The organism is Nostoc sp. (assembly GCF_036917775.1).
In the GTDB taxonomy this organism is placed as follows: domain Bacteria; phylum Cyanobacteriota; class Cyanobacteriia; order Cyanobacteriales; family Nostocaceae; genus Nostoc.
In genome coordinates this window covers 1-26,061 of sequence record NZ_JBALEQ010000069.1, presented here as the reverse complement: position 1 = coordinate 26,061, position 26,061 = coordinate 1, and the positions used below count along the sequence as shown (strand labels likewise).

At 41.3% G+C, this 26,061-nt stretch carries 24 protein-coding genes and 4 tRNA genes; 18 read left to right on the top strand and 10 right to left on the bottom strand.

What is annotated here, in order from left to right; genetic code table 11:
- Positions 1 to 261: 261 nt before the first annotated feature.
- Both V7K69_RS12325 and V7K69_RS12320 read left to right on the top strand, forming a co-directional pair.
- Positions 262 to 2,547, top strand: a complete 2,286-nt coding sequence (locus V7K69_RS12325; RefSeq protein WP_335034649.1) for a PAS domain-containing hybrid sensor histidine kinase/response regulator — start codon at positions 262 to 264, stop codon at positions 2,545 to 2,547.
- Positions 2,548 to 2,950: 403 nt separating this feature from the next.
- Positions 2,951 to 4,255: a glutamate-5-semialdehyde dehydrogenase gene (locus tag V7K69_RS12320; protein ID WP_335034647.1), complete on the top strand. Its 1,305-nt coding sequence runs from the start codon at positions 2,951 to 2,953 to the stop codon at positions 4,253 to 4,255.
- A gap of 338 nt (positions 4,256 to 4,593) precedes the next feature.
- Here V7K69_RS12320 and V7K69_RS12315 read toward each other — a convergent pair whose 3' ends face one another.
- Positions 4,594 to 6,009 carry an isochorismate synthase gene (locus V7K69_RS12315; protein WP_335034645.1) on the bottom strand — a complete coding sequence of 472 codons (1,416 nt, stop codon included), beginning with the start codon at positions 6,007 to 6,009 and terminating at the stop codon, positions 4,594 to 4,596.
- A 408-nt stretch (positions 6,010 to 6,417) separates the two neighbouring features.
- On the opposite strand from V7K69_RS12315, the gene menA reads away from it, so the two are divergent.
- Genes menA through V7K69_RS12300 form a run of 3 tightly spaced genes read left to right on the top strand, consistent with a single transcriptional unit; the run spans position 6,418 to position 9,720 of the window.
- Positions 6,418 to 7,314: a 2-carboxy-1,4-naphthoquinone phytyltransferase gene (gene menA, locus V7K69_RS12310; RefSeq protein ID WP_335034643.1), complete on the top strand. Its 897-nt coding sequence runs from the start codon at positions 6,418 to 6,420 to the stop codon at positions 7,312 to 7,314.
- 13 nt (positions 7,315 to 7,327) lie between these two features.
- The gene (locus V7K69_RS12305) at positions 7,328 to 8,314 is read left to right on the top strand and encodes an o-succinylbenzoate synthase (RefSeq protein WP_335034641.1); all 987 of its coding nucleotides are present in this window, start codon (positions 7,328 to 7,330) and stop codon (positions 8,312 to 8,314) included.
- Positions 8,311 to 9,720 carry a 2-succinylbenzoate--CoA ligase gene (locus V7K69_RS12300; RefSeq protein WP_335034639.1) on the top strand — a complete coding sequence of 470 codons (1,410 nt, stop codon included), beginning with the start codon at positions 8,311 to 8,313 and terminating at the stop codon, positions 9,718 to 9,720. Before V7K69_RS12305 ends, V7K69_RS12300 begins: the two co-directional genes overlap by 4 nt.
- Here V7K69_RS12300 and V7K69_RS12295 read toward each other — a convergent pair.
- The 3 genes from V7K69_RS12295 to V7K69_RS12285 all read right to left on the bottom strand — a co-directional run bounded on the left by V7K69_RS12295 (position 9,713) and on the right by V7K69_RS12285 (position 11,065).
- Complete coding sequence (locus V7K69_RS12295; protein WP_335034638.1) at positions 9,713 to 10,159, bottom strand: acyl-CoA thioesterase; 447 nt, start codon at positions 10,157 to 10,159, stop codon at positions 9,713 to 9,715. The genes V7K69_RS12300 and V7K69_RS12295 overlap by 8 nt on opposite strands.
- 181 nt (positions 10,160 to 10,340) lie before the next feature.
- On the bottom strand, positions 10,341 to 10,799 hold the full coding sequence (locus tag V7K69_RS12290) for a type II toxin-antitoxin system VapC family toxin (protein ID WP_335034636.1): 459 nt from the start codon (positions 10,797 to 10,799) through the stop codon (positions 10,341 to 10,343).
- Complete coding sequence (locus V7K69_RS12285) at positions 10,796 to 11,065, bottom strand: hypothetical protein (RefSeq protein ID WP_335034634.1); 270 nt, start codon at positions 11,063 to 11,065, stop codon at positions 10,796 to 10,798. The genes V7K69_RS12290 and V7K69_RS12285 overlap by 4 nt, the downstream gene beginning before the upstream one ends.
- Positions 11,066 to 11,306: 241 nt before the next feature.
- Here V7K69_RS12285 and V7K69_RS12280 point away from each other — a divergent pair, with 241 nt between their 5' ends.
- Both V7K69_RS12280 and V7K69_RS12275 read left to right on the top strand, forming a co-directional pair.
- Complete coding sequence (locus tag V7K69_RS12280) at positions 11,307 to 11,723, top strand: hypothetical protein (protein ID WP_335034632.1); 417 nt, start codon at positions 11,307 to 11,309, stop codon at positions 11,721 to 11,723.
- Positions 11,724 to 11,913: 190 nt separating this feature from the next.
- Positions 11,914 to 12,980 (top strand): ISKra4 family transposase gene (locus V7K69_RS12275; protein ID WP_335034630.1). Its coding sequence is split into 2 segments (ribosomal slippage): positions 11,914 to 12,070 and positions 12,070 to 12,980, totalling 1,068 coding nucleotides; the frame shifts between segments, so codons are not numbered across the junction.
- Here the strand turns inward: V7K69_RS12275 and V7K69_RS12270 are convergent.
- The 3 genes from V7K69_RS12270 to V7K69_RS12260 form a co-directional block, all read right to left on the bottom strand.
- Positions 12,958 to 13,185 (bottom strand): hypothetical protein, encoded by a 228-nt coding sequence (locus V7K69_RS12270; protein ID WP_335034628.1) that lies wholly within the window; start codon positions 13,183 to 13,185, stop codon positions 12,958 to 12,960. The genes V7K69_RS12275 and V7K69_RS12270 overlap by 23 nt on opposite strands.
- 90 nt (positions 13,186 to 13,275) lie before the next feature.
- A tRNA-Ser gene (locus V7K69_RS12265) sits at positions 13,276 to 13,360 on the bottom strand.
- A gap of 131 nt (positions 13,361 to 13,491) precedes the next feature.
- A complete protein-coding gene (locus V7K69_RS12260) occupies positions 13,492 to 14,412 on the bottom strand; it encodes a TIGR04168 family protein (protein ID WP_335034626.1) in 921 nt (306 codons plus the stop codon).
- A gap of 149 nt (positions 14,413 to 14,561) precedes the next feature.
- Here V7K69_RS12260 and nadA point away from each other — a divergent pair, with 149 nt between their 5' ends.
- From nadA to V7K69_RS12245, 3 genes are all read left to right on the top strand, one after another.
- The gene (gene nadA / locus V7K69_RS12255) at positions 14,562 to 15,536 is read left to right on the top strand and encodes a quinolinate synthase NadA (protein ID WP_190932834.1); all 975 of its coding nucleotides are present in this window, start codon (positions 14,562 to 14,564) and stop codon (positions 15,534 to 15,536) included.
- Positions 15,537 to 15,660: 124 nt separating this feature from the next.
- Positions 15,661 to 15,746: transfer RNA gene (locus V7K69_RS12250), tRNA-Tyr, on the top strand.
- An 87-nt stretch (positions 15,747 to 15,833) separates the two neighbouring features.
- A tRNA-Thr gene (locus V7K69_RS12245) sits at positions 15,834 to 15,905 on the top strand.
- 31 nt (positions 15,906 to 15,936) lie between these two features.
- Here the strand turns inward: V7K69_RS12245 and V7K69_RS12240 are convergent.
- Together V7K69_RS12240 and V7K69_RS12235 are read right to left on the bottom strand one after the other, a co-directional pair.
- Complete coding sequence (locus V7K69_RS12240) at positions 15,937 to 16,623, bottom strand: group I intron-associated PD-(D/E)XK endonuclease (protein WP_335034621.1); 687 nt, start codon at positions 16,621 to 16,623, stop codon at positions 15,937 to 15,939.
- A gap of 39 nt (positions 16,624 to 16,662) precedes the next feature.
- Positions 16,663 to 16,735 (bottom strand) — tRNA-Arg (locus V7K69_RS12235).
- Between the two features lie 146 nt (positions 16,736 to 16,881).
- Between V7K69_RS12235 and V7K69_RS12230 the strand changes: the two genes are divergently transcribed.
- From V7K69_RS12230 to V7K69_RS12215, 4 genes are all read left to right on the top strand, one after another.
- The gene (locus V7K69_RS12230; protein WP_335034619.1) at positions 16,882 to 17,007 is read left to right on the top strand and encodes a hypothetical protein; all 126 of its coding nucleotides are present in this window, start codon (positions 16,882 to 16,884) and stop codon (positions 17,005 to 17,007) included.
- A gap of 85 nt (positions 17,008 to 17,092) precedes the next feature.
- Positions 17,093 to 17,752 (top strand): Npun_F0813 family protein, encoded by a 660-nt coding sequence (locus tag V7K69_RS12225; RefSeq protein ID WP_335034617.1) that lies wholly within the window; start codon positions 17,093 to 17,095, stop codon positions 17,750 to 17,752.
- A gap of 138 nt (positions 17,753 to 17,890) precedes the next feature.
- The gene (locus V7K69_RS12220) at positions 17,891 to 18,742 is read left to right on the top strand and encodes a hypothetical protein (RefSeq protein ID WP_012407575.1); all 852 of its coding nucleotides are present in this window, start codon (positions 17,891 to 17,893) and stop codon (positions 18,740 to 18,742) included.
- A gap of 21 nt (positions 18,743 to 18,763) precedes the next feature.
- On the top strand, positions 18,764 to 19,768 hold the full coding sequence (locus tag V7K69_RS12215; protein ID WP_335034615.1) for a transposase: 1,005 nt from the start codon (positions 18,764 to 18,766) through the stop codon (positions 19,766 to 19,768).
- Positions 19,769 to 19,888: 120 nt separating this feature from the next.
- On the opposite strand, the gene V7K69_RS12210 is transcribed toward V7K69_RS12215, so the two are convergent.
- Positions 19,889 to 20,830 carry an ADP-ribosylglycohydrolase family protein gene (locus V7K69_RS12210; RefSeq protein WP_335034613.1) on the bottom strand — a complete coding sequence of 314 codons (942 nt, stop codon included), beginning with the start codon at positions 20,828 to 20,830 and terminating at the stop codon, positions 19,889 to 19,891.
- Positions 20,831 to 21,224: 394 nt separating this feature from the next.
- On the opposite strand from V7K69_RS12210, the gene V7K69_RS12205 reads away from it, so the two are divergent.
- The 4 genes from V7K69_RS12205 (at position 21,225) to V7K69_RS12190 (ending at position 25,937) form a co-directional block, all read left to right on the top strand.
- Positions 21,225 to 21,764 (top strand): outer membrane beta-barrel protein, encoded by a 540-nt coding sequence (locus V7K69_RS12205; RefSeq protein ID WP_335034611.1) that lies wholly within the window; start codon positions 21,225 to 21,227, stop codon positions 21,762 to 21,764.
- A gap of 264 nt (positions 21,765 to 22,028) precedes the next feature.
- Positions 22,029 to 23,945 (top strand): sulfite reductase, ferredoxin dependent, encoded by a 1,917-nt coding sequence (sir, locus tag V7K69_RS12200; protein ID WP_335034609.1) that lies wholly within the window; start codon positions 22,029 to 22,031, stop codon positions 23,943 to 23,945.
- An 88-nt stretch (positions 23,946 to 24,033) separates the two neighbouring features.
- Positions 24,034 to 24,804, top strand: coding sequence for a 16S rRNA (uracil(1498)-N(3))-methyltransferase (locus V7K69_RS12195; RefSeq protein ID WP_335034607.1), 771 nt, complete (start codon positions 24,034 to 24,036; stop codon positions 24,802 to 24,804).
- A 68-nt stretch (positions 24,805 to 24,872) separates the two neighbouring features.
- Positions 24,873 to 25,937 carry a tetratricopeptide repeat protein gene (locus tag V7K69_RS12190; RefSeq protein ID WP_335034605.1) on the top strand — a complete coding sequence of 355 codons (1,065 nt, stop codon included), beginning with the start codon at positions 24,873 to 24,875 and terminating at the stop codon, positions 25,935 to 25,937.
- Positions 25,938 to 26,061: the final 124 nt, after the last annotated feature.

Genomic DNA, 26,061 nt, shown 5'->3' with positions numbered 1-26,061 from the left:
AAAATTTGCTCTAATCTACCTATTATGTTTCTAGCTTTACAGCACCTAGATAGATTTGTTTATTAGCCGCTTATTATAACATAGTTATGGAGAGGTTGAGACCATTACATTATGTTTTATTCCTGGTCTAATTTGCCTTGGCAAGACAAACCTCTATCTTTTGAGGAATAGTTTTGAGTTCCGCTTTAAGCGTAGAGTTGAAATCACACTTGCTTGATTTTTTTCTCATGTGCGCTTTTTAGGTCTAGCAAAGTGAGCAACATGAATGTAGACGATTTTAGTCGGCAAATAGAAATACTGCGCTCACAGGTGATGAAATTATTGCAAAGTACTGCAAGTGAGGGGTATTCGCAACAAGAGCTGACAACAGAAGCTTTTGCAGAACTTCAAATCGCTTTAGAAGAAATGAGAATTGCTTCTGAGGAACTACAAGCAACACGAATTGCAGTAGAGAAGGAGCGTCAGCGCTACCAAGAATTATTTGATTGTGCGCCTGATGGTTATTTGGTAACTGATACTTATGGCACTATCCTTGAAGCTAACCAGACCGCTACTATCTTACTTAATATCTCCCAGCGATTTTTGATTCGGAAACCGTTGCTTAGTTTTATCGGACAGTCGGATCATCAAGCTTTTTTTTATTACCTAACTCAGTTGCAGCATCTCGATCGGGGTGGAGAATGGGAAGTGTGTTTGCAACCACGGGAAAAAGTTTGTTTTGATGTTGCTTTGACAGTAGTTACCGTTCGTAATGAGGTGGGTAAGCCAGTTGCTCTGCGCTGGTTAATGCGCGATATTAGCAAGCGTAGGCGTTTAGAGTCGGAGCGTGAGCAGTTATTTTGCCGTGAGCAAGCTGCTCGGATTGCAGCCGAAGCTGCACAAAGGCGCTCTAATTTTTTGGCTGAAGCAAGCTGTGTACTAGCATCTTCCTTAGACTACCGCAATACCCTAACAACCGTTGCCCAATTAGCAGTGCCTACCCTCGCAGATTGGTGTATTGTAGATGTCGTTGAAAATAATTCGGCGGCTTTTAGTAATCCAGTTATCGCTGCATCTGAACCACAGAAAGAAGCACTAGTCCGAAAACTTCGACAACGCTATCCAATTTCTGTTGATGCAGATTATGGACAACCGAAGGTTTTACGGACTGGTAAGCCGGAACTGGTTACAAACATTCTTGAGTCTTCGTTACAAAGAAAAGCATGGAACGATGAATACCTTAATTTACTGCAAGTTAAGTCTTATATGGTTGTGCCATTGCAAGTGCGTGAACACAAGCTAGGGACAATTGTATTTGCCTCTACACAATTAGGGCGCTATTACACTACTGTAGACCTAGCAATGGCTGAAGAACTTGCCCAACGCGCAGCGTCCGCCATTGAAAATGCACAGCTTTATTGGCAAGCTCAGGAAGCTAACCGAATTAAGGACGAATTTTTAGCAATTGTCTCTCACGAACTTCGTACACCTCTCAACTCGATGCTGGGTTGGGTTCAAATAATCCGTCATCGAAAATTGGATGAGGCAATTACTTCTAAGGCACTGGCGACAATCGAGCGAAATGCCAAACTTCAGAGCAAACTGATTGATGATATCCTCGATATTTCACGCATTGTACAAGGTAAAATCCGCCTAAATCTCCGTAAAGTTGATCTTGTAATTGTAATTAAGACGGCGATTGAAGCTATATATCCCACATCTGAGATTAAAGATATTCAAGTTGAGTCTAACCTTGACTCATCAGTCGGTGAGGTTATGGGTGATGCAGAACGCCTCCAACAAGTAGTTTGGAATTTGCTCTCTAACGCCGTCAAGTTCACACCTAGCGGGGGCCGAGTTGAAGTGTGTCTGAAGCAGGTAAACTCAAATGCTGAGATTTCTGTCTCTGACACAGGTAAGGGAATTAGTGCTGACTTTCTACCTTATATATTTGAGCGCTTCCGTCAGGCTGATAGTACAACTACTAGAGTAGACGGTGGTTTAGGGCTAGGGCTGGCAATTGTACGCCACTTAGTAGAAATACACTCTGGCATAGTTTATGCAGCTAGTGAAGGGGAAGGACGGGGAGCAACGTTTACAGTCCTTTTACCTCTAATACAAGCGCCATCAGAGCAGCTAATTAAAGAAAGTCCAGTAAAAATCAATCATCTCTTAGCGCTCGATGGCTTGCAAATACTCCTTGTAGATGATAATGCCGATACTCGTGAGTTAATTGCTTTTGTTCTTGAAGAATCAGGAGCGCAGGTGACATCGGTTAGCTCAGTAAGTGAAGCCCTGGAAGGGTTGATGCGATTAAGACCAAATATTTTAATCAGTGATATCGGAATGCCAGACGAGGATGGTTATTCGCTGATTCGCCACGTTCGCAAGCAGGAAGCTCTTCGTGGAGAGAAGATTCTGGCTGTAGCATTGACGGCTTATGCTAGAGATGAAGAACGCAACCTCGCTCTGGAAGCTGGATTTGAAGTTCATCTATCTAAGCCAATCGAGCCAGATAAGTTGGTGAGAGTAGTGGCGAACCTAGTCAAAAGCAGCAAAGAAGTTTAACGCACAAGTCTGAAAGTTGTTTAATCAGTCATTGTGTGGGAGTAGCTACTTGTAAACATCACTGAAGTAGTAAACGCGAAAGCATAGCCAGCAGTATAAATTGTCAACTAAAGTAAAAGACCAGAGAAACATAAATGTCTCTCTAGCCTATGGTACGCATAAATCATATTTAAGGCTTTCAAATAATGCCTGTAATAATACTTAAGATATTTATATAACCGTGAAGTTGTTACTTCTGCCGTCTCTGTGTTTCATACTCACAGAATAAGTTTTTTGAACCAGGTTTTGCTTCACCCGATCAGAGTAATTATTGATTACCCAGATGGTTCACCCGATTGGGGGAAGACGATAAGCAACGATCAACTCAGATTGATAAGATGAAGAAAAAGTAAATATTTTTGCTATGACTATTTTTGATATTGGTTCTCCCCTAATTACGATCGCCCAAAAAACCCGCAAAGCTGCAAGTAAACTGGCGATTCTCTCCACTGAGGCAAAAAATCAAGCAATTATTGCGATCGCTCAAGCTTTAGAATCAGCTAGAGATGAAATTTTACAAGCAAATGTTGCTGATTGTAAAGCTGCTGATGCTGAAGGAATTCCCCAACCGCTTTATAAACGCTTGCAGTTGGATGAACATAAATTAAGAGATGCGATCGCTGGGGTAAGAGATGTTGGTAAGCTAGACGATCCAATAGGTAAAGTGCAGATTCACCGCGAACTTGACACTGGCTTAATTCTCAAACGAATTACTTGTCCTTTAGGTGTTTTGGGGATTATTTTTGAAGCTCGTCCAGAGGCGGCGATTCAAATTGCTTCCTTAGCGATCAAATCTGGGAATGGGGTGATTCTCAAATGTGGAAAAGAAGCAGTGCGTTCTTGTGAAGCGATAGTTAAGGCAATTAAACAAGGATTATCTGAAACTGCTGTTAACCCAGATGCGGTACAGTTGCTGACAACTAGAGAAGAAACTTTAGAACTTTTGAAATTAGATAAATATGTGGATTTAATTATCCCTAGAGGTTCTAATTCATTTGTCAGATTTGTACAGGAAAATACACGTATTCCGGTACTAGGTCACGCTGATGGAATTTGTCATCTTTATATAGATAAAGCTGCTGATATTTCTAAAGCAGTTCCGATTACAGTAGATGCCAAAGCGCAATATCCTGCTGTTTGTAATGCGATTGAAACTTTGTTAGTTCACCAATCAATTGCTAGAGAATTTTTACCCAAAGTTGCTGAAGCTTTGCTAGAACGCCACGTAGAATTGAGAGGTGATAAACGCACTTTGGAAATTTTGCCTAACATTGTAACTGCAACAGAGTTAGACTGGGAAACAGAATATAGCGATTATATTTTGTCGATCAAGATTGTAGACTCTATAGAAGATGCGATCGCTCATATTAACGAATACGGTTCTCGTCATACCGATGCGATTATTACTGAAGATTTAACATCTGTTGAAACTTTCTTTGGACTGGTAAATTCAGCGAATATATTCCACAATTGTTCTACCAGATTTGCTGATGGCTTCCGTTATGGTTTCGGTGCAGAAGTAGGAATTAGTACGCAACAAATGCCTCCTCGCGGCCCGGTTGGTTTAGAAGGATTGGTGACATATAAATATCAAATGACTGGTGATGGACATATTGTCGCTAATTACACTGGCGCGAATGCTAAAGCTTTTACTCATCAGAATTTTTAGATGAATTTTTAACTCTGCAATAAGTGCAAAAAAAATCATTTTGAATTGTATTTGGCGAGTTTGAAGTACGATTAAAGCCTCCTTTCTGCAAAGAAAGAGGCTTTCTATAGGAATCCGGTTTGATTTCTGAAAATATACGTAGGATGTGTTACCGACAGCGTAACGCATCAAACCCATGATCATAGTGCGTTACGAACTCCGTTCTAACACACTCTACATACCTAATTTTGTTCAAAAATCAAATAGTAATCCTATATATAAATAATTCCACTATTTTTTTATGATTATCGGTATTATGATAAACATCTTTATCTGGCATACAAGATTAGTAATTAATTTTAAACTAACGCTTTGAGTAACGCCTGAAGCTTAAGTTGCACCTCTGCAAACTCCTTGTCAGGATCAGATCCCGCAACGATACCAGCACCAGCATACAATCTCGCGCGATCGCCATCAATTAATGCTGAACGAATTCCCACAATAAACTCACAGTTCCCCTGAGAATCTATCCAACCTAAAGGTGCAGCATACAAACCTCTCTCAAAGCTTTCGTAACGACGAATTTCGGTACAGGCTACATCTCTTGCTGCACCAGCAACGGCTGGTGTAGGATGCAATTGTCCGACAATCCTGAATGGGTGGATGTTCGCTGGAACTACTGCACTGATTGGTGTCCATAAATGCTGAATGTTCGATAATTGTCGTAGCCGTGGTGCTAATATTTGTGGTGATAAACCTAATTGGCGTAGGCGTTGTGTAATAAAATCAAGTACTAGCGAATGTTCGTGCTTTTCTTTTTCACTATTTAGTAAGCGATTGGCATTAGCTGCATCTTCAGCAGGGGTTTTACCTCGTGGTGCAGAACCAGCTAAAGCATCAGTGATTAACTGTTGATTATTAATACTAATTAATCTTTCTGGACTTGCACCAATAAAATTTTGTCCTTTACCATTACTTGTAGAAAAAATATAACAATTGGGATGATTTTGTCTAAGATTATTTAATGATTTAACTAGGCTAAAGTGGCTGCTTGACTTTACATCTAATATATCTGCTAATACAATTTTGCTTAAATGACTAGACCGAATTTTTTCTAAAGCAGATACTACTGAACGTTTAAATTGAGTAGCATTCGTGACAGATTTTTTATATAAGGTTGCTGGGAAGCAATCAATATTAGCAGAGTAATATTCTAAAGATTGGATAAATTCAATTTTATGTTGCAGATTCTCCAACAATCTTTGAATATTTGTATTTTCATTAATAATTATATTTGTTACTAATATACAACGCTGATTTTTCACAGCTACTTGCCAACGTGGAAGAAAAATGGTAGCAGATGGAAATGGATAATCTACTTGGGCGTTTTTATCAAAAAAGCTGAAATAAGAAAAAAAGTGAGGCCCAGAAAAAGGTTGATTAGCGTTACCAAAATTAATTATATTTTTTAGACAAGATTTGATAAAATATTCGGCTTGATTAAAACGATCTGCACCATCAATCTGTAATTTTGCTACAGAATCAATTGCTGCGATCGCTTCTCCTTTAGCTCTGTCTTCAAAGTAAAAATTTATTTCATTTGCTTGTGTAAGTTGATCCAATACAAGTAAAGGATCAACTAAATCGATCTCTTGAGAGATACTGACAATTTGCTTGCCATTATTTTGGAGGCACTTTTCTTGGACTGATAGCAGAAAATGATATAAATCTTTGCGCTCTACAAACAAGTTGCTACGACATGGTGAAACTGTCATGGATCTATAGTAAATTTTTTTTAAGTTAACTTCCTAAAGTGTAATTAATCGTGGTCGTATTTTTACAGGTAACATATTAAGTTGCCATTTCACCAGCGTAGGATTTGCTTTGTTTATGGTGTTCCTAGACCATGATAAGACAGTTTCAGCCTAAGACTACAATGTGAGAGTGAGTGTTAACAACACAAGGCTAACAAGCCATAGTAAAAGTAGCAGTTGTTTTTAGATGATGAATATCTAGTACAGCCTGACGTAAATAAAGCTACCATTCCAACAGTTAAAAAACCAAAATTATAAGTTTTTTGACTTTTGACTTTTGACTTTTGACTTCCGCGTAGCGGTGCGTCTCCTGAAATCATAAAATCTCAAGTGTGAGTAATATTCCGATAATTTAATTAATCACAACTGATGACTACCAAGCAAATTTTATATCCCAACACTAAGTTATGGATGGCAGCGATTAAACCGCCAATGTATAGCGTTGCCATTATGCCCATTTGGGTGGGAACAGCAGTAGCTTATGCCGAAACTAAAATTTTCAATGGTGTAGTATTTTCTACTTTTGTAGCTGCGGCAATTTTAATTCTTGCCTGGGAAAATATAAGTAATGATGTCTTTGATTCCGAAACAGGTATCGATAAAAACAAACACCATTCTCTGGTGAACTTAACAGCCAATAAGCGATTAGTATTTTGGATAGGAAATTTGTGTTTAGGTTTGGGGTTGCTGGGCATACTAGCGATCGCCTTTTGGCAACATGACCTAACTGTTATCGGTATAATACTGCTGTGCTGCGGTTTAGGCTACACGTACCAAGGGCCCCCCTTTCGCTTAGGATATCAGGGTTTAGGCGAGATTATTTGCTTTTTTGCCTTTGGCCCCTTAGCAGTGGAGGCAGCATATTATAGCCAAACGCAAACTTGGTCAATGACAAGTTTAGCAGCTTCAGTAATTGTCGGGATTGCCACAACCTTAATTTTGTTTTGCTCACATTTTCACCAAGTTAAAGATGACATAGCCGCAGGTAAGCGATCGCCTATCGTCCGTTTAGGAACCCAAAAAGGGGCCCAACTCCTAGTTTGGTTTACTGCTAGCATTTATCCCCTTACCTTGCTATTTGTCCTATTGGGGATTTCTCCATCTTGGACATTGCTAAGTTGGATAAGTTTACCCTTTGCTGTAAAATTATGCCGCCACGTCCAAGAAAATCACAACCAGCCGGACAAAGTTAGTAACTGTAAATTCATCGCCGTAGCCGTGCATTTCTGGGCTTGCTTGCTGTTCGGCTTGGGATTTATGCTTTAGCAATTACTAATTGATGCGTTATCAATTTAAATTTCGTCCATATCAGCGAAGATTTTTGCGATCGCTTACCACCAATCATGGTAAGTGGGATATTCGTGAAGGTATTATTCTCCGTCTCACCGATGAATCAGATCAACTCGGTTGGGGAGAAATCGCCCCCATTAGCTGGTTTGGTTCCGAAACCCTAGAACAAGCCTTAGATTTTTGTCGCCAACTCCCAGAAGAAATCACAGACAAGATAATTTTCTCTATTCCAGATGAGTTACCTGCTTGTCAGTTTGGCTTTGAGTCAGCGCAAGGGTGGGGGAGTGGGGAGTGGGGAGTGGGGAGTGGGGGAGATAATTTTATAACTCCTAACTCCTCACTCTTCTACAGTGCCTTATTACCAGCTGGGGAAGCGGCTTTGAATCAATGGGAAACGTTGTGGCAGCAAGGATATCGCACCTTTAAGTGGAAAATTGGTGTGGATGCGATCGCTGATGAACTAGAAATTTTTGAGTTACTAACGCGCATCTTACCAGCCTTTACGAAACTGCGATTAGATGCCAATGGTGGACTCACCTATGAAGAAGCTAACTTCTGGCTGCGGGCTTGCGATAATTTCAAGGCAAATCCAGAACTACCCCTAGAAATTGAATTTATCGAACAACCGTTACCCGTTGAGCAATTTCAGCAGATGTTGGAATTGAGTACGAGTTATAAAACTGCGATCGCTTTAGATGAATCTGTCGCCACGCTTAAACAACTCGCCGCCTGTTATCAACAAGGTTGGCGAGGGATTTTTGTCATCAAGCCTGGGATAGTCGGATCGCCATCTCGTCTGAGAAAGTTTTGCCACCAGCATCAAATTGATACTGTCTTTTCATCAGTATTTGAAACTGCGATCGCTAGACTTGCAGCACTCCAACTAGCAGCCGAATTATCCCGAAATAATAGGGCAATTGGTTTTGGGATCGACCATTTTTTTGAACAAGAAGAAACGTGGTTTCAATCTTTATGAAACGACCTTTAGACTGTCTTAATAACCTGGCTCAATATGATTGGCTTATCGGTTACAACAGCCATGAATTTAATCAAATAGCTCAAGAATTATATTTAGAACTAACACAATTATCAGCCTGTGGAACCCCACCAAAAATCATCTTAGCCGAACGCGAACCATTACGATTTCTAGCAAGTTTTATAGCTGCACAAGCAGCTAATTGTCCAGTTTTTCTTTGTAACCCCGACTGGGGAATACAAGAATGGCAACAAGTCTTTAATTTAGTACAGCCAGATATTATTTTGGGAATGCGGAATGGGGAACTTGTACTGAGCGCAGTCGAAGTATGGGGAATGGGGAATGGGCATAATAATAGCCAATGCCCAATTCCCAATAGCATTATGATTCCTACAGGTGGTTCATCAGGAGAAATTAAATTTGCCATTCACACCTGGGAAACTCTCATCTCATCGGTACAAGGATTTACAGAATATTTTCAAATCAAACAAGTCAATTCATTTTGCGTGTTACCGCTATATCACGTTAGCGGTTTAATGCAATTTATGCGCTCTTTTATAACCGCAGGTAAACTGGCTATTCTGTCATTCAAAGTAGTAGAATCCGGTCAAATATTAAATATTAAAAAATCAGATTTTTTTATATCTTTAGTACCAACGCAGTTACAACGCCTCCTGCAAAATCCAGAATTAACTGAATGGTTATCCCAATTTAATACAGTACTTTTGGGAGGTGCGCCAGCATGGAACGAACTACTAGAAAAAGCCAGATTTCATCGCATCCGGTTAGCACCTACCTATGGCATGACAGAAACCGCCTCTCAAATTGCTACCCTCAAACCGGATGATTTTCTCGGCGGTAAAATTAGCAGTGGTCAAATTCTTCCCCATGCAAAAGTAACTATTCGCAATCAGCAAGGCGAGATTTTAAATTCCAATCAAATCGGAAATATCACCATTCATGCTCAATCTTTAGCCCTTGGTTACTATCCTATAACTAAAGAAAATCAAACTGATTTCCAAGTAGATGATTTAGGCTTTTTAGACGAACAAGGACATTTAAATATTGTTGGACGTAACAGCGACAAAATTATTACAGGTGGAGAAAATATTTATCCAGCAGAGATTGAATCAGCTATACAATCAACTCAAATGGTTGCTGATATTTGTGTTATTGGCATTCCCGATAAACACTGGGGACAAGCTTTAACAGCAATTTACATTCCCAAAAAATCAGATATCTCTGCCTTAAAAATCCAAACTCTACTCAAAGACAAACTCAGCAAATTTAAAATCCCTAAATATTGGATTCCCCAGCAAAACTTACCCCGCAACTCCCAAGGTAAAATTAACCGCCAACAGCTACAACAAATAGCCACAGAATTCCTCCGAAATCCCATCACATAATCTCTCTCGACCTTCTTCTCTCTGCGTCCTCTGCGTCTCTGCGGTTCGTCTCCAACCACTGAACTATCTCATCAGGTAATTCCTGCTTACTTCTAGTACTTGCATCAATACAAACATGGCGAGTAATAGCCTTAGCAACTATCACTTCATCCACAGTAATTTCGTAAGTAATTTCAAACTTCTCAACACCTATCTTTTGGGGAATTAAGCTAATCAGCAACTTGTCCCCACCAAACATAGGGCGCAAAAAATCGACACTAGCATGAACAATGGGAAAAGCTACAGAAGGATTAGTAAAAAAATCTTTGAGATTAATACTTGATGCTTCTAAAGATTCTTCATAAGCTTCATGGCAAATACCCAAAACATTAGCAAAATAAACTACTCCAGCAGCATCAGTATCTTGAAAGCGAACCGTGCGGTTATAAGTAAAAGGCATTTTTGACAATTGAATATTAAAAAACAGCAGGTTTATTCCCTGCTTTACAAACTAATTTTATTGCAACTAAGATAAGTCGGTGATAAAAATTTAATTTACCCAATTCTGAGTTATGTATCGATTTGTTTAGCCTTATTCAATGCTTTGGGGTTAAATATATGCTGAGGAAAGGCGATCACTTCTACATCGACTCCAACGGCGGAACCTCAAAGTCATTAAACGAGGAAACATTGTAAGACGAAGTGCCTAAAGCCTTGACCAGCTTACCGTCGAGAGTCAGCAAAGTAGCACCTACCTGCTGTGAAAGTGCGACATAAGAAGCATCGTAGGCAGAAGTTCCATAACTCAAGCTTATAGTAACTGCATCCGCCATCAAATCAGCTGTTGAAACAACACGCAACGGAAAAGCTTTCAGAGTAGCTAAATCTGTCTGAACCTCAGCAGCAGTGTACATCCTTGCACGAACATACTTCCAGAACGTGTTAGCACACTCAATGTAAAAAAGGTCTGGAACAAAAATTTCTGTCTGTGAATTGGCGAGATGACCGAAGAGTTGATTAACTTTGGCAGTTAGTGGGTCAGCAATAAAATACTTGATGCACACACTGGTATCTACCACGCATCTAAGAGGATTGCTCATCTATCGCGGTCTTCTCGAATTAGTTCAGTACTATCAGGTAATCCAAAGTCTGCTGGATTCAAGCGGCGGCGACGGCGATTTATTTCCTCTAGAAGTTTTGGGACATTTTTTCGCCTTTCCTCTTCCGTTGGCTGTGTTTTTGCCTGCAAAGCGTTCTGCAAGATTGTAATAACTTGAGCATCAATTGAGTTATTTTCAGCTTTAGCTAAGTGTTGTAGTTGTTCGTATAACTCATCAGGTATATTGAGCGCATGAATGGTAGCCATTGATTGACCTCCCAAAAGAATTTATTGGTAATGGTAGCATGATCGCAGTAGGGAGAGAGGTTAAGGAGCGATCGCACTTTTTAGTCAGATTTTCGCTTCAATATTTTCTATGTAAAATCCCATTTAATTCTGAGAAAAATATTACCACGCTACCAAATCTATAAATTAGGCATTTTTGCCGAGGTTGTTGCCACTCTTAAGGGATGAAGCTAGAGAAAATAAGTTTGTATTGTAAAAACCTATGTCGATTATAGATTTTCTCGTTTCCGTAAATGGTGTAGCTCAATTATGGGCTGCTGATGGACAATTTTTAGGTATTTTATCAAGTAATTTATACGACCAAAACTCTATTAGTAATCCTCACGGTATCTACGGTGGTTCCTATAGTATATACAGCATTCGGAATTCCTATGGATTATATGGTAGTCAATATGGCGTGTACAGTCCTTACAATATTTACTGCCTCAATCCTCCTATCGTGTTGTACCAAGGCCAACCAGTATTGATAGTTACAAGAAATTCTCAGATTTTGAGTAACAATTTACCTGTGGTTGACCCAGAATTGCTGCTAAGTGTATATGCACAAATCAACAACCCTATGCCAACATTTAACCCTCATATAGGATTAAGTCAAACTATTTTTGATATGTTTAAATAACTATTTTTTTTAAATAAAGGTAAACACAAACTCTAGGCTTCTATTTTCACTAATTCATAAACAACTCAACCGAGAAGGAAAGGCTTGAGCGTTCACTCTGACAGTCAAAATTTTTGGGAGCATCCACTTTTGGAAGATATACAAAATATGAAAGAATATAAGAGGAAATAAAAAGAGTGCATCAACTACCATGAGCCAAGATATACAAGAACGAATCCAAGCCTGTGCAAGGGAACTGGCAACATTACTGTATGAAGAAGCAGATAAGAGTCAGTTAACAGACCTAGAAAGTATAGAAAAAAAAATTCGTAGTCAAATACTCGAATATGTAAGCCCAGAAATAGCCCTTTTTTTGTTGAGCAAAAAACAGGTACAAAAGTAGGTAAAACTAGGAAGATTAAAAGCCTAGTTGGGGAACTGACTCTTAAAGCCAAACAGTTACAGAGACTGGGTTTAAAGCCAAGAATTAGGTTAAGTCCGTTACTGAAAAAGTGTTGTTTGAGACTATCAGCGAATATTTCCTACCAGAATGCAGAAGTAGAAATAGAGGCATTAACAGGAGTAAAAGTTGGTCACTCAACGCAACAAAAATTAGTTTTGTCACAAGATTTTCAACTACCCGTAGCATTACAAGCAGTTTCTGAAGTAAGTGTAGATGGAGGAAAAGTCAGACTACGGGGTAAACCACAAGCAGGTTGTCACTGGCGAGACTATAAAACTGTTCGTCTACAAGGGATTTACTATGGTGCCTTTTTTGATGACAACCAATCATTAATTGATTATGTCAATAGCCAACAGTTGGTAGACCCCCTTGTTTGCTTGGGAGATGGTCATGATGGTGTGTGGAATCTGGTAAGAGAATTTGGACAAGACCAGTTTTCTCGCTGTGAAATTTTGGATTGGTATCACCTCAAAGAAAATCTCTATAAAGTTGGTGGTTCTTTAAAGCGACTAAAAGCCGCCGAAACTTTATTGTGGAAAGGTCAGGCAGAAGAAGCTAAGACTTTATTTAATCATTGCCGAGGCAAACAAGCTAAAAATTTCATCGCTTATCTGGATAAACATCTCTCTCGCATTGTCAACTACAGCTATTATCAGGCTGAACAACTATGTTCTATCGGTTCTGGTGCTGTTGAATCTGCAATTAAACAAATTGGTTTAAGGATGAAAATTTCTGGCGCACAGTGGAATGTTAGCAGTGTCAATCACATCCTCTGTGTTCGTTGCGCTTATCTCAATGGGTTACTTGCTGTTTGATAGGGTGTTTCCGCCAAAAGTGGATGCTCCCAAATTTTTTTCGTACTTCTTGTACAGAAATAAGATTACTAGCTTTGCTATCCGCTAGTCCAGCTTCAACAGTTTGCCGAACATAAATTTGGTACATCAAATCATCCCATGTGGAATTTTCTGGCAACTTGTCAATCAATTTGCGGGCTTCTTCTTTAATATTTAGATTTTTCATCAGTAGTCAATTAAATACTGTTTGTGCATATATTTGGACATATTCGTAGATGCCAAACAGGTGTACTACTTGATAACAACATTCATTCAACGGAGAGGGGGAGATTCGAACTCCCGGAGGTTTTAGCCTCATCCGATTTCAAGTCGGACGCAATCGACCACTCTGCCACCTCTCCAATAAATCTGTCAAACTTGTGCTGATCCTAGTTTCAGACGCTATTCAGGCGCTTTTGTTGGTTAGCACTAAACTTGACAGATAATACTATACCCTATTATTTACGCAGATTGCACTACTGGATGCGAATGTCTACGACACAATCCGCGATCGCTCATACAAAATTTCCTCTGAAGCCACCTGAAAGTCATTCCCCACCCAAATAAGGGAAACTTGCGAAACCACACCCGCCTCTAGGGTGACAATGGAAAAGTTACGCAACTTCTCGCCGTCATTTTCCACCATCCTGGGGACACTAGCCGCATTTAAGTAAATTGTCCCCTCTGGACTTCTAAAGATGGGTTTGCGCTGCACCTTCTTGGTATGGCGTAAATCTCGGTGCATGTGACCAAATGTCACCAGAGGAATAGTTTTACCAGCAGTTAAGGCATGAGAAATCGCCTCCCCAAAGTCTGGATCGCCAAAATCGCCGCCAATTGGGTGCCAGTCTTTGCCGCAGGGGTCTTCGGGGCGATCGCCTAACCCACTAGGCCCATTGTGACCCAAAAATATAATCGTCTCATAGGCGGCGCTTTTGATCGCTTTCACAATGCGATCGGCGGATTCTTCCAAACTCGTCACACCGTAACGTTCTTTACAGATTTCCGCGAATTTCCACTCTGGGCCACCCCAGGTAAAGGGACGACCCCCCACTACAGTTAAATTCCAAGCGGGAAAATCCAACTTACCGTAACCGACATGGGACGGGCCTAATAAATCGAGTTGTTCCTGTACCCAGTCTTCCTTAGAGCGGTCATAAGGAGCCTTTTTGCGTCCCCATTCGGTGGCGGTGTACCAGGCATCGTGGTTGCCCATCACGGCTGCTTTGGGAATATCGAGAGATGCGATCGCTCTGACCACTTCCACCGATTCATTGCCAAAATCCCCGACAAACAGCACTAAGTCAACACCCAAATGCTTGAGTGCAACGCCATCTTCCACTTCCCATTGGTCGTGAATATCTCCAACTACAGCAATTTTGAGGTTTATCGATTGAGTTTTCTGACTGGTCATGCCACTTTCCTTGCCGTCTATCTCCAGGATATGAAACTCAGCCCGATTTGGACACAACCCCAAAATATCAACCGTCCACTATTTTTGGTAAAAACTACTATAATTGAATCCACAGGACATACATTTGCAACATAAAGCACCCCTAAACTGTGTTTACCACTGCACTAGCTCAACGAGAAAACACCCAACTGGGTGAACTACCACTAGATTTGTTTGCCGCGATTCAGAGTCTCAAAAAAGAACTCAACGCCGTTATCCTGGCGCATTATTATCAAGAGCCAGATATTCAGGATATTGCCGACTTTATTGGGGATTCATTACAACTAGCGAGAGCCGCCGAAAAAACCAATGCGGATGTGATTGTCTTTGCTGGTGTTCACTTCATGGCAGAAACAGCAAAGATCCTTAATCCCGATAAATTAGTACTTTTACCAGATTTGAATGCTGGTTGTTCTTTAGCCGACAGTTGTCCAGCAGACGAATTCGCAGCTTTTAAAGCAGCGCATCCAGATCATTTGGTAGTGTCTTACATCAACTGTTCTGCTGATATCAAGGCGATGAGCGATATTATTTGTACTAGCTCCAACGCTGTGAAAATTGTGCAGCAGATACCGAAGGAACAGCCGATTATTTTTGCTCCAGATCGGAATTTGGGGCGGTATGTGATGGAACAGACGGGACGAGATTTAGTGCTATGGCAAGGTAGCTGTGTTGTCCATGAAACCTTTTCGGAAAAGAAAATTGTCCAGTTAAAAATTGCCCATCCTGAAGCAGAGGCGATCGCACACCCAGAATGTGAAAGTAGTGTATTGCGCCACGCTAGCTTTATTGGCTCTACAGCCGCTTTACTCAAGTATTGTCAAAGCAGCCCCACCAAAGAATTTATCGTTGCTACGGAGCCGGGAATCATTCATCAAATGCAAAAATTAGCTCCTGACAAGCACTTCATTCCTGCACCGCCGATGAATAACTGTGCTTGTAACGAATGTCCGTTTATGCGGTTAAACACCCTAGAAAAGCTTTACTGGGCAATGAAAAATCGTACTCCCGAAATTACCATGTCAGAGGATATTCGGCTGGCTGCACTGCGACCAATGCAACGAATGCTGGAAATGAGCGTGTAACCAGTATTTTTTATCCATAAGGTAGAGACGCAGTTTTGTTGCGATCTCTACCTACAAGTTATTTTTTCTAACCACTTGCTAATTATAAAAGGTGGTGCTAAGATTTTAAATCGTGAGACAAATCGGGTCGGTGTCCGAGTGGTTAATGGAGACGGACTGTAAATCCGTTGGCTAGCGCCTACGCTGGTTCAAATCCAGCCCGGCCCACCACTTACGAAGTTATAAGTTATAATGACTGGGTTAGCATCAAAACTCCCAGCATTTTAACTTCTAGCTGAAAAATCGGAATCATATTTCGCCCGTGTGGCTCAGTGGTAGAGCACACCCTTGGTAAGGGTGAGGTCACGAGTTCAATCCTCGTCACGGGCTTTTTAGATGAATGTAAACAAGAACAGAAGTATTAAGTTTCAGTTTTTTCATAAGCTTTCTTAACCCAATATCCTCTGGGTGGCTTTTCTATCCCATAAGCCTTACACCACTTTTCTACAGCCTTATCAGACACGCCCAAATCTCTACCAATTTGTGCCGTTGGCTTTTCCCAAACTAGTTTTCCTAGTTCTTCTTTTGATGGTCTTTCAACTTTTCTAGTATGAATTCTAGAGTCTGGGTTAACCTTTCTAGTTGTTAAATCAACGCCAAACTCCTTGTAGGTTCGCTTAAGTGCTACTTCAGTAAAGTCTGTAAAATCCTCCCACCAGTAAAAGGGTGTAGCTGAATTCGGTATCTGGGTAGTTATGTAGCAACCATCAAAGTTAATTGATGGATAGACAACTTTATCTATGTCAGGAAGATAAACAGCATAAAAGTCAAAGTCATTTACTTTGTACTTCTTCTGATGAGTGCCATTTTTATCTACCCAAATAGTTTTATTTACTACCCTGTTATCTCCCGCGTATTTAGCTTGTATTTTGTAAAATTTATCGTCTTTGTAAGCAACAAAATCAAAAGGTAAATGTTCACAAACAAGTGGCGTGAGGACTAAATAACCTTTAAGAGTTAGATCGGCCATTGCTTTCGTAGCAGCAATATCGCCTTTGTTCTTGGTATGATGCAGCAATAACGAACCCTCCGATATGGAAATGATCATATCACTTCACGGTGCTTGAGGGTTCATATTGAGTTAAAACGAGCGCGGCAGGGTTCGAACCTGCGACCGATTGCTTAGAAGGCAATTGCTCTATCCACTGAGCTACGCGCCCAAAACAAAATAATGGCTCCTGAAGGAGTCACCTAAACTATTATATCGTCTTCACCTACCAAGAAGCAATCAAAAATTGCAGATTTACCACTAGCAAGGCTAAGATGCTAGTCGCTAGCTAGTCAATTTACACCAAAAACGAAACAGATGGAGTATTGGTTTAGATATATTGAGTTGTCAAGGGGTTATTTGCCTGTTAACGCCAACGCCCTCTGGGTGGCTACCTTGGGGAAGAATCTGGCGATCGCTAGGCTCATTCCCACAGTATGCTAGGTAATTTCAGCCTTGGCGATACTGCCAAATACCATTATATATTCCATATTAAGAGTGCCCCTGTGAGGAGTTATTTGCTAGTGCCATGTTTATTCTCAAACGGCAGGATGTTGAAATATCAAGCATTCAGCACCCAAAAAAGGATCAGCAGGTGCCGATTCTCAATTATCAAGGGCAGACTTTTCGCTTGATTAGTGTTTTCAAAGCTAGTCAAGAAGAAGAAGCTAGAGCCTTATGGAGAGAATTAACGGATAACCGAGGTAAAGCCTGTGTTTTGCTGGAGGAACCGGAACGCTTTAGCGTCTGGGGTAAAATCCGTTTAGAGCAGCTGGATAGTGATACAGGTGGTCATGGCAAAACGGCGATTTTAGTCCAAGCCAGTATTTTGCTGTTACAGGGTGTTTCTATCGACATTGAAGAGTTTTTAGGTGCTAAACAAGCTGCATTATTTGAAAAAGATATTGCGGAAGTATTAAAGCAAAAGCAATTTCCTCAAGCATCTTCCCTAGAAGCAGTTAAATATTTGGTATCTACCAATCCTTTGCCAACTGCCAAAATACCTGATTGGCAGGAAAATCATGTAGTTACTTTATTACAAGAACTGCATCGATTAGGAAAAGCATATTTTGGCAATGCCAATTTTACCAAACAAGTGATTTATAAGCTAGAAGATATGCCAGAAGCCGAGCGATTGCTATTTATCAGTTGGCTAAATCAATCGCCACTGGGTAAACTGTGGCAGTAGCATGGAAAATTTTAATAAAATTCCGGCCACTGGTACTTGCTTTTGGTGTCCGATTGTGTATTATCGGCAGACACACTGCTATATATACAGTCCTTTAACTCAAAATACTGCCAGAGTGCATCTACATAGTCAATTCCTATGAATAACTCTTACGAGAATTCGTTCCTTTCTAAATCCATTTTCAATACTCAGAACATTGTCTTAGCTAATATTGGCTGGGCCGTACTAGCACTGCTATACTTTTTGTTGTTTAGTGCCAAAGTTCCCGGAGCTGATGGCATAGAAAGCCGGGCCGAGTGGTATGTGATTGGTACAAATATTTTTGAAGCTTTAGCTTATTTGGGTGCCAGTATCTTATGCTTGAGGAACTGGCTGAGTCCACAAATCGTCAGTGGGCGAAATGTCTGGCTCTTAATTGGGTTAGGTATGCTTTCCTATTTCGTTGGGGGGATAATTTTCGGATATACCGAAATAGTGTTAAAAGATGAACCAGATGTGTCTGTAGGCGATATATTTTTTGTACTCACTTATCTATTACTTGGCGCAGGCATGATTTTAGCTGTGGCTTCCAGGCGAATCAATCTGGAAAAATGGCAGTGGCTAATTGTGTTAGCAATTGCAGTGTTCGGTAGTTTGTTGGCATGGTGGATTTCTATGCAACAGGAAACACCCTCAGAACTGCTAGTCGCTATTTTGAATTGGTTTTACGTAGTTAGCGATGTGGTTCTGTTAATTATTGCTACCACTCTGCTTTTAGCCTTTTGGGGGGGAAGAGTTTCCCAGTCTTGGCGAATGATTGCAGCAGCGGCCTTTTCGCTTTACATTGCAGATATGTGGTTTAAATACGCCCAAGGCCCCAACTATCAAAGTGGGGAGATATTAGAAGTATTTTGGGTGTTTAGTGGGGTGTTATTTGGCATGGGCGCTGTCTTAGAATATGACGCATCACTAAGACGAACGCGGCGTACCAGTGGACGTAAACGAGCTTAGTAAAGATTTTTGGTATCTACCGTGAGAAAACTAACAGACTCTGACAAGCAAGAAATTCTTAAGTTATATCGAGAGACTGCCGAAACAACCTCAACTTTGGCAGAACGCTATGGTGTGAGTAACTCGACAATTAGTCGCCTACTCAAAAGCACTTTGCCAGAGGATGAGTATGAATACTTAGTCTCTTTAAAGCGGGCTGCGAGAACCCCTGAAGGCAGGGCGCAGGTAAGCTATGAGCAGTTACCATTGCTGACTCAACCGGAACCGGAGCCGGAGATAGAAGTTCCACCCATCGAAAGCCCACCGTTGGAAGTGCCAAAAGTTGAGCCACTACCACGTAAGATAATTCGTGTAGAGCAGGAACTTTACTCAGAGGAAACGGCAGAATCACTCGCTGCTAGTAGACGGGTGCGCCGTCGACCCTCGGCGGCGGAAAAACCGAAGCTCCGAGTTACAGAGAAATTAGAAACTCCAGAGCAAAAGCCGCCGGAAATAGTCAGCATCTCCATTCCACCGCTAAAGGATAAACATCCAGGAGCGGCTGTCATCGCGCAGATGCTGGGCGAAGATTTGCTAGATGAATCGGAGGATTTGGATGATTTAGAAGATGATGATTTAGAGGATGACGACTTTGAGGAAGAAGACTTTGATGATGATGACCTGGATGAGGAAAGACCTTTAGTCACAAAAAGAAGACCAGGTGAAGCATCAGTTCAAGTTTTACCTCTGTCGATAGCCAATTTGCCGAAAACTTGTTATTTGGTAATTGACCGTTCCTCGGAGTTAATTACCCGACCTCTCAAGGACTTTGGTGATTTGGGACAAATTCCCAGCCTGGAAACTCAGCAAAGAACTCTGCCGGTGTTTGATAATCATCGCGTCGCCAAGCGCTTTTCTACCAAGCGCGATCGCGTAATTAAAGTTCCTGATAGTAAAATGCTCCATAAGGCTCGGACTCATTTGCAAGCTAAGGGAATTACACGATTGCTGATTGATGGTCAGGTCTATTCTTTGTCTACGGTTTAACAACATTGGGAATTGGGAATTGGGAATTGGGAATTGGGCATTAATTTAGTTATTCTTTCTCCCCCTGCTCCCTGCTCCCTCCTCCCTTGCTTCTTCCCTAGTCCCCAGTCACCAGTCCTTTTAACTGTAAACAGCCCTTGCAAAACGCTCTGCCAAATAAATAATGTCCTGTCTACGGGCAATTTGGTTCATCCATTTTTGAGGAATATTTTCCACCCCGTAGTAAATTCCGGCTAACCCACCAGTGACGGCGGCAGTAGTATCGGTATCTCCACCTAAGTTGACAGCTTTCAGTACCGCCTCAGAATAAGACGAGCTATTTAATAAACACCACAGGGATGACTCCAAGGTATCAATCACATAGCCACCAGAATTAATCTCTTCAACTGGTAACTTGGCAATCTCACCACTGAAAATTCTGCCAAAATGCGGCTTCTCTAACAAAAATTCTCGGACAGAATAAATTGTTTGGATATCTTGCAATGCTTGTAGATAAGCTGTTTGGGGATCAGCCCCTTCTAGGAGCGCCACTGCAATACTAATATAAATTCCACAAGCCATTTGCGATCGCGCATGAGCATGGGTAATCGCTGAAACATCATGCACCCGCGCCAGCAATTCGCCTAAAGTTAAGTTTCGATGACAATAAGCCATCGGCAAGATTCTCATCAATGAACCATTGCCATTACTATTTTCAACCTTCCCACCCGCCTGATGGGGAACAACTCCCTGTTTCAGACGCATAATTGCTGTGTGGGTAGTTTGACCAATATCAAAGACATCACCACGAGGAGTCCAGTAAGCCTCCTTGTACCACCGCCAGAAGGAATTGGCTATGGCATCTAACGAATACCCCCTACAAAGGCATTCTGCTAGGCAAAAGCTTAACGAACTATCATCTGACCAAGTTCCTGGTGGTTGATTCCATGTGCCATAACCCTGCATCGTTGTCACTGGAGATTTTACTCGTTCAGCACGGCTAGTAAACTCCACTGGCACACCCAACGCATCACCGACACATAAACCCATCAAACCAGACAACGTTTTTGCACCGGTTAGCATTATTCAATCTCCAAAATAACTGCTCAAAATTAACTTTATAGATTCCCTCTATAGGTTGTTGCAACAGATGCTACAGCCGAGTTTTTCATCCTCTATGAAAAGCTCGGCAAAAAAATGTTAGTAGGATATTTTATTTACACTATTCCGACATAGTTTGAGTTCCAAATATTGTGACAGTTTTAAAAGCGTCTATTTTTGGAACAAAGAACCCAGATGAAAAGACATTGAATGTAATTATAACAGCTTATTTATAATTGTCTGGGATACTTAACCTGTAAATCTTAGGCATTATTAACAACATTTATTTAATAAAACCTGGAAAATATTTGGAACATTGTTAAATGATTTTCGACTGGGAATATACAAGTAAAAAATACAAATTTTGGTAAAAATTATGAAACGCTTACTCAAGTCTTTCGTGACATTTTCTGCATTATCTTCCTTAATAGTTGCTCCTCTATTTCTATCAGCTGGTCAAGCTTCTGCTGAAACCAAAAAGGGTACTGATGCTAGTTATGTTGGTGCTGGTGTTGCAGCTGGCGTTACTAGCGGCGGACAAGGTATCAATGATGCTGCCACATTTGGTGGTAATGTTACAGGTCGCCTGAAATTAGGAACTACGCCATTTTCTGCACGCGGTAATGTTCTCTGGAGTGATAAGACAAGTGCTATCATCCCAGAACTTTCTGTGGATGTGCCTATTGCTAATAGAACTAACGCCTACTTAACTGGCGGTTATTCTTTTGTAGAAAAAGATGGCTCACCAACTCCTATAGGTAACAAAGATTCAGTAGTGCTAGGTGCTGGTGTTGAATCAGAAGTTGCTAACAATTTCCTTGTCTATACGAACGCTAAAGTCGGACTTGGTGCCTACCAAAATAGCGATGCTTCTGCTGTCACCATCAATGGCGGTCTTGGCTATCGCTTCAAATAAAAAATTATTGAGTCCTCGGTCACTCTATACTTTACTTAAGTACTCAGGACTTAGCACGGGCTAAACGCCCCGCTACCGCTAACAAAACTCACTACTCCCAAAAGCTGGTTTTGTTAAGTGTTACATCACTGACAAAGCCGGCTTTTGGCGTGGTAAAATTAAATCATTCCTCATTATTCCGGCCGGATTACCGGGGATCAAGCAGCCGAAGGGTGCTGATTCGGTGTCTACGTAATGCTTTATTGAGAATACTATACAAGTCTAATGGTTAAATCTGCTCCTTCCCCCATCGCAACCCGTAAGCCTTCCAAAGTAGAAGGGATCAAGGAAAATAGTAATTTTTTGCGTGAACCTGTAGCAACTGAAATCCTTCAAGACACTACCCATTTTACTGAAAATGCGGTGCAGCTTTTGAAGTTTCACGGTTCTTATCAGCAGGATAACCGCGACAACCGCACTAAGGGACAGGAAAAAGATTACCAGTTTATGCTGCGGACAAAAAATCCCGGTGGTTTGGTACCGCCGGAGCTGTATCTGGCTTTAGATAAAATAGCCGATGAGTATGGCAACCACACCTTACGAGCAACTACCCGTCAAGGTTTCCAACTGCACGGTATTTTAAAGAAGAATCTGAAATCAGCGATCGCCACTATTGTCAAGAATCTAGGTTCGACTTTGGGAGCTTGCGGTGACATCAACCGCAACGTGATGGCACCACCAGCCCCCTTTAAGAATCGCCCAGAGTATCAGTATGCTTGGGAGTATGCCCAGAATATTGCCGACTTGTTGTCAGCACAGACGGGTGCTTATTACGAAATTTGGCTAGATGGCGAAAAAGCAATTAGTGCTGAAGAAAACCCAGAGGTGAAAGCAGCGCGACAACGCAACGGAAATGGCACAATTATCCATGACAACGAAGAACCTATTTATGGCACGCACTATATGCCCCGCAAGTTCAAAATTTGCGTGACGGTGCCAGGGGATAATTCGGTGGATTTGTATTCCCAAGACCTGACGTTGGTAGTGATTACCAATAAGAAGAAGCAATTAGAAGGATTTAATATTTTTGCTGGTGGTGGTTTAGGTAGAACACACGGTAAAGAAGAAACCTTTGCTAGGTTAGCAGACCCCATCGGTTATGTGGCGAAAGATGATGTCTACGACATCGTGAAAGCGATTGTTGCTACCCAGAGAGATTATGGCGATCGCACCGATCGTCGTCACGCCAGATTAAAATATCTAATCAACGATTGGGGTGTAGATAAATTCCGCACCCAAGTTGAAGAATATTTCGGTAAACCACTCGAAGCCTTCAAACCACTGCCAGAGTTTAAATTTCACGATTTCCTCGGCTGGAATGAACAAGGTGATGGCAAGCTATTCTTAGGAATTTCCATTGATAATGGTCGAATCAAGGATGAAGGTTCGTTTCAACTGAAAACCGCTTTGCGGGAAATTGTCGAGCAGTTCAACTTACCTATCCGCTTGACATCCAACCATAACGTGATTTTTTACGATATCGAACCAGATAGCAAGCAAGCAATTCAAGACATTCTCAGCCGTCACGGTGTCGGAGACGACCCTAGTAAAATCGAACCTCTAGTGCGGTATGCAATGGCTTGTCCGGCTTTGCCCACTTGTGGCTTGGCAATCACGGAATCAGAACGAGCAATACCGGGTATTTTGGAAAGAGTTCGCGCTCTTTTAGATAAAGTAGGTTTACAAAATGAACATTTTGTGGTAAGGATGACAGGATGCCCCAACGGTTGCGCTCGTCCCTACTTGGCAGAATTAGGCTTTGTCGGTAGTGCCCCAGAATCTTACCAATTATGGTTAGGTGGTTCGCCAAATCAGACTCGACTGGCACAACCTTACACAGAAAAGTTGCACCATAATGATTTAGAAATCTTCTTAGAGCCAATTTTTGTTTACTTTAAGAAATCTCGGAAATCGAAGGAAAAATTCGGTGATTTTTGTGATCGCGTTGGTTTTGATGCCATCCGCGAGTTTGCTGCTAGCTACGATCCCCAAACAGCTAATGGTGCAAACAAATCGCGCCATCGGGTAAATTTAAAAGAAGAGGTTTATGGCAAGTTGAAGGAAGTAGCAGAAAGCCAAGGTAAACCGATGACTCAGTTAGTGACTGAAGCGCTAGAAGCTTACTTCCAGAATCTTTCGTAAGCTGAACAAATAACTAAACCATAAATGGACACAAATGGATTTATTTGTGTCCATCTTTGATTTGATATTCTTGAAATTTCCAAATCTCATGTCTCAACTGCAAAGAATTGCGATCGCACCCTCCCAATTTCAACAAGGGCAAATTTTACTCACCAAGGAACAACAACATTATTTGGGGCGGGTGTTGCGCTTGCGTGAAGGCGATCGCTTTATTGCAATGGATGGTAAAGGAAAATGGTGGTTAGCGCAGCTAGCAGGGGAGCAAGCACAGGTTTTAGAAGCGCTTTTGGTGGAAACTGAATTACCTGTATCAATTACCTTGATGGTGGCGTTACCCAAAGGCAATGGATTTGATGAAGTAGTGCGGTGTTGTACAGAGTTGGGAGTAACTTGTATTGCACCAGTATTGAGCGATCGCACTTTGCTTGATCCTAGTCCTCAAAAGCTCGAACGTTGGCGGCGCATCGCTGCGGAAGCCGCCGAGCAATCAGAGCGCTCTTTTGTGCCAACAATTTTAGAGCCTATTGCTTTTAATACGGGTTTGTCATTGGTCATTAGTCATCTGTCATTTGCAAACAGCCAGCAATATATCTGTGAAGCGCGTGGTGAATTTCCCCATTTAAAAGATTGCTTACAGCACAAAGGACAAATGACAAATGAAAAAGGACAAATGACAAATGACAAAGGACAAGAAACCATTGTCATTGCTACAGGGCCAGAGGGAGGATGGACAACACAAGAAGTTGAGAATGCGATCGCATCTGGATTTCAACCTGTTTCCCTTGGTCGCCGCATCCTGAGAGCAGTTACAGCCCCAGTAGTAGCATTATCCTTAATTACCGCAAGTTGTGAAGTATAAATGATTTATAGCTCACGCAAAAGTGATTTTGTGTGAGACATCACTCCATCCTGTATTTAAAGTAAGTGATGATTGAGCAAGTTGCGATCGCCTTTGACCATAAAGACTATCAAACAGCTGCCAAATTACTCAAACAGCTGCTAAAAGAATCACCAGATAATCCTTGGGTGCAATTTTATCTTGGTCGCTTGCATGAAGTATCTGGAAAGCATCACGATGCGGAAAAAGTTTATCGGCAATTGCTGCGAGATACGACAAATACTAAAATAGTGTCGCTAGCACGTCAGGGTTTGCAACGACTGCAAGAAATTGAGATTGAACAAAGACAAAGAGCCATTTCCCAAGCAAAATCTGAACCTAATAACACTGAACTTGGCGTACTAGTTTTAGAGCCACTCAGTAACGAGATGAAAATAGACGCATCTCGAAAATTTGCCCAGATTATGCAGCTAGATCCCTATACCGCACGGCTATTAATGCCAAGTCGTGGCTGGAGGTTGTACCGTACTGGACAAGTGGGAGAACTAAAATTTTATGGCAAACAGTTACAGCAGGCTGGTATTCCTTGCTTTTGGGCAACAATAGCTCAGATTCAGCAAATTCAAGTTTATCAAGTCAAACATTTTCAAGAATCTACCCCACAAGCTACTGTTGTTTGCTGTAATGACACAAATCAACTAGGTTCTCTCACCTTTGACTGGTCAGAAGTCACAGCCAGAGTAGTGGGACTATTGCCCATTTTTGAACAGGTTGTAGATGTCAATGCCCGCCGTAAACTGGAATGGAAAACTCAAACACAAGACTATGCCCAGTTTTGTGATTTACACCTACCTGGTAGACGTTGTATTCTTCGATTTGATGATAACGGCTATGAATTCCAGCAAGGTTTAAAAATCATTCCCCAAGCTAGCCAAAATACAATCAGAATTAATTGGAATAGTTTATCAAGTTGGATTGACCAGCAACTACCTCAAGTTAAAATTTGGTCAGATTTTACATCATTTGCAGATACAACATTAGATCAAACAGAAATGTTGGGTCATATCAAGTCACATATTCATTTGTTTCGCAGGGAACAGACTAATTGGGACTCAGCTTTTCATTTATATAGTGGACTGGTGTTTCTTAAATAAAATGATAAATTGCAGTAAAACACTGGCATAGCTCAGAGGGTGACAAGCGACCTATAAAGTTTGCTGCATAAGGGAGAGGGCAGAAAAACCACGCTGAAAATAGAGTTGTTTATGAGGTTTGAGG

Coding starts and splice junctions, on each gene's coding strand:
- V7K69_RS12325 (WP_335034649.1), top strand. CDS start 262: ATGAATGTAGACGATTTTAGTCGGCAAATAGAAATACTGCGCTCACAG.
- V7K69_RS12320 (WP_335034647.1), top strand. CDS start 2,951: ATGACTATTTTTGATATTGGTTCTCCCCTAATTACGATCGCCCAAAAA.
- V7K69_RS12315 (WP_335034645.1), bottom strand. CDS start 6,009: ATGACAGTTTCACCATGTCGTAGCAACTTGTTTGTAGAGCGCAAAGAT.
- menA (WP_335034643.1), top strand. CDS start 6,418: ATGACTACCAAGCAAATTTTATATCCCAACACTAAGTTATGGATGGCA.
- V7K69_RS12305 (WP_335034641.1), top strand. CDS start 7,328: ATGCGTTATCAATTTAAATTTCGTCCATATCAGCGAAGATTTTTGCGA.
- V7K69_RS12300 (WP_335034639.1), top strand. CDS start 8,311: ATGAAACGACCTTTAGACTGTCTTAATAACCTGGCTCAATATGATTGG.
- V7K69_RS12295 (WP_335034638.1), bottom strand. CDS start 10,159: ATGCCTTTTACTTATAACCGCACGGTTCGCTTTCAAGATACTGATGCT.
- V7K69_RS12290 (WP_335034636.1), bottom strand. CDS start 10,799: ATGAGCAATCCTCTTAGATGCGTGGTAGATACCAGTGTGTGCATCAAG.
- V7K69_RS12285 (WP_335034634.1), bottom strand. CDS start 11,065: ATGGCTACCATTCATGCGCTCAATATACCTGATGAGTTATACGAACAA.
- V7K69_RS12280 (WP_335034632.1), top strand. CDS start 11,307: ATGTCGATTATAGATTTTCTCGTTTCCGTAAATGGTGTAGCTCAATTA.
- V7K69_RS12270 (WP_335034628.1), bottom strand. CDS start 13,185: ATGAAAAATCTAAATATTAAAGAAGAAGCCCGCAAATTGATTGACAAG.
- V7K69_RS12260 (WP_335034626.1), bottom strand. CDS start 14,412: ATGACCAGTCAGAAAACTCAATCGATAAACCTCAAAATTGCTGTAGTT.
- V7K69_RS12240 (WP_335034621.1), bottom strand. CDS start 16,623: ATGATCATTTCCATATCGGAGGGTTCGTTATTGCTGCATCATACCAAG.
- V7K69_RS12230 (WP_335034619.1), top strand. CDS start 16,882: ATGGAGTATTGGTTTAGATATATTGAGTTGTCAAGGGGTTATTTGCCT.
- V7K69_RS12225 (WP_335034617.1), top strand. CDS start 17,093: ATGTTTATTCTCAAACGGCAGGATGTTGAAATATCAAGCATTCAGCAC.
- V7K69_RS12220 (WP_012407575.1), top strand. CDS start 17,891: ATGAATAACTCTTACGAGAATTCGTTCCTTTCTAAATCCATTTTCAAT.
- V7K69_RS12210 (WP_335034613.1), bottom strand. CDS start 20,830: ATGCTAACCGGTGCAAAAACGTTGTCTGGTTTGATGGGTTTATGTGTC.
- V7K69_RS12205 (WP_335034611.1), top strand. CDS start 21,225: ATGAAACGCTTACTCAAGTCTTTCGTGACATTTTCTGCATTATCTTCC.
- sir (WP_335034609.1), top strand. CDS start 22,029: ATGGTTAAATCTGCTCCTTCCCCCATCGCAACCCGTAAGCCTTCCAAA.
- V7K69_RS12195 (WP_335034607.1), top strand. CDS start 24,034: ATGTCTCAACTGCAAAGAATTGCGATCGCACCCTCCCAATTTCAACAA.
- V7K69_RS12190 (WP_335034605.1), top strand. CDS start 24,873: ATGATTGAGCAAGTTGCGATCGCCTTTGACCATAAAGACTATCAAACA.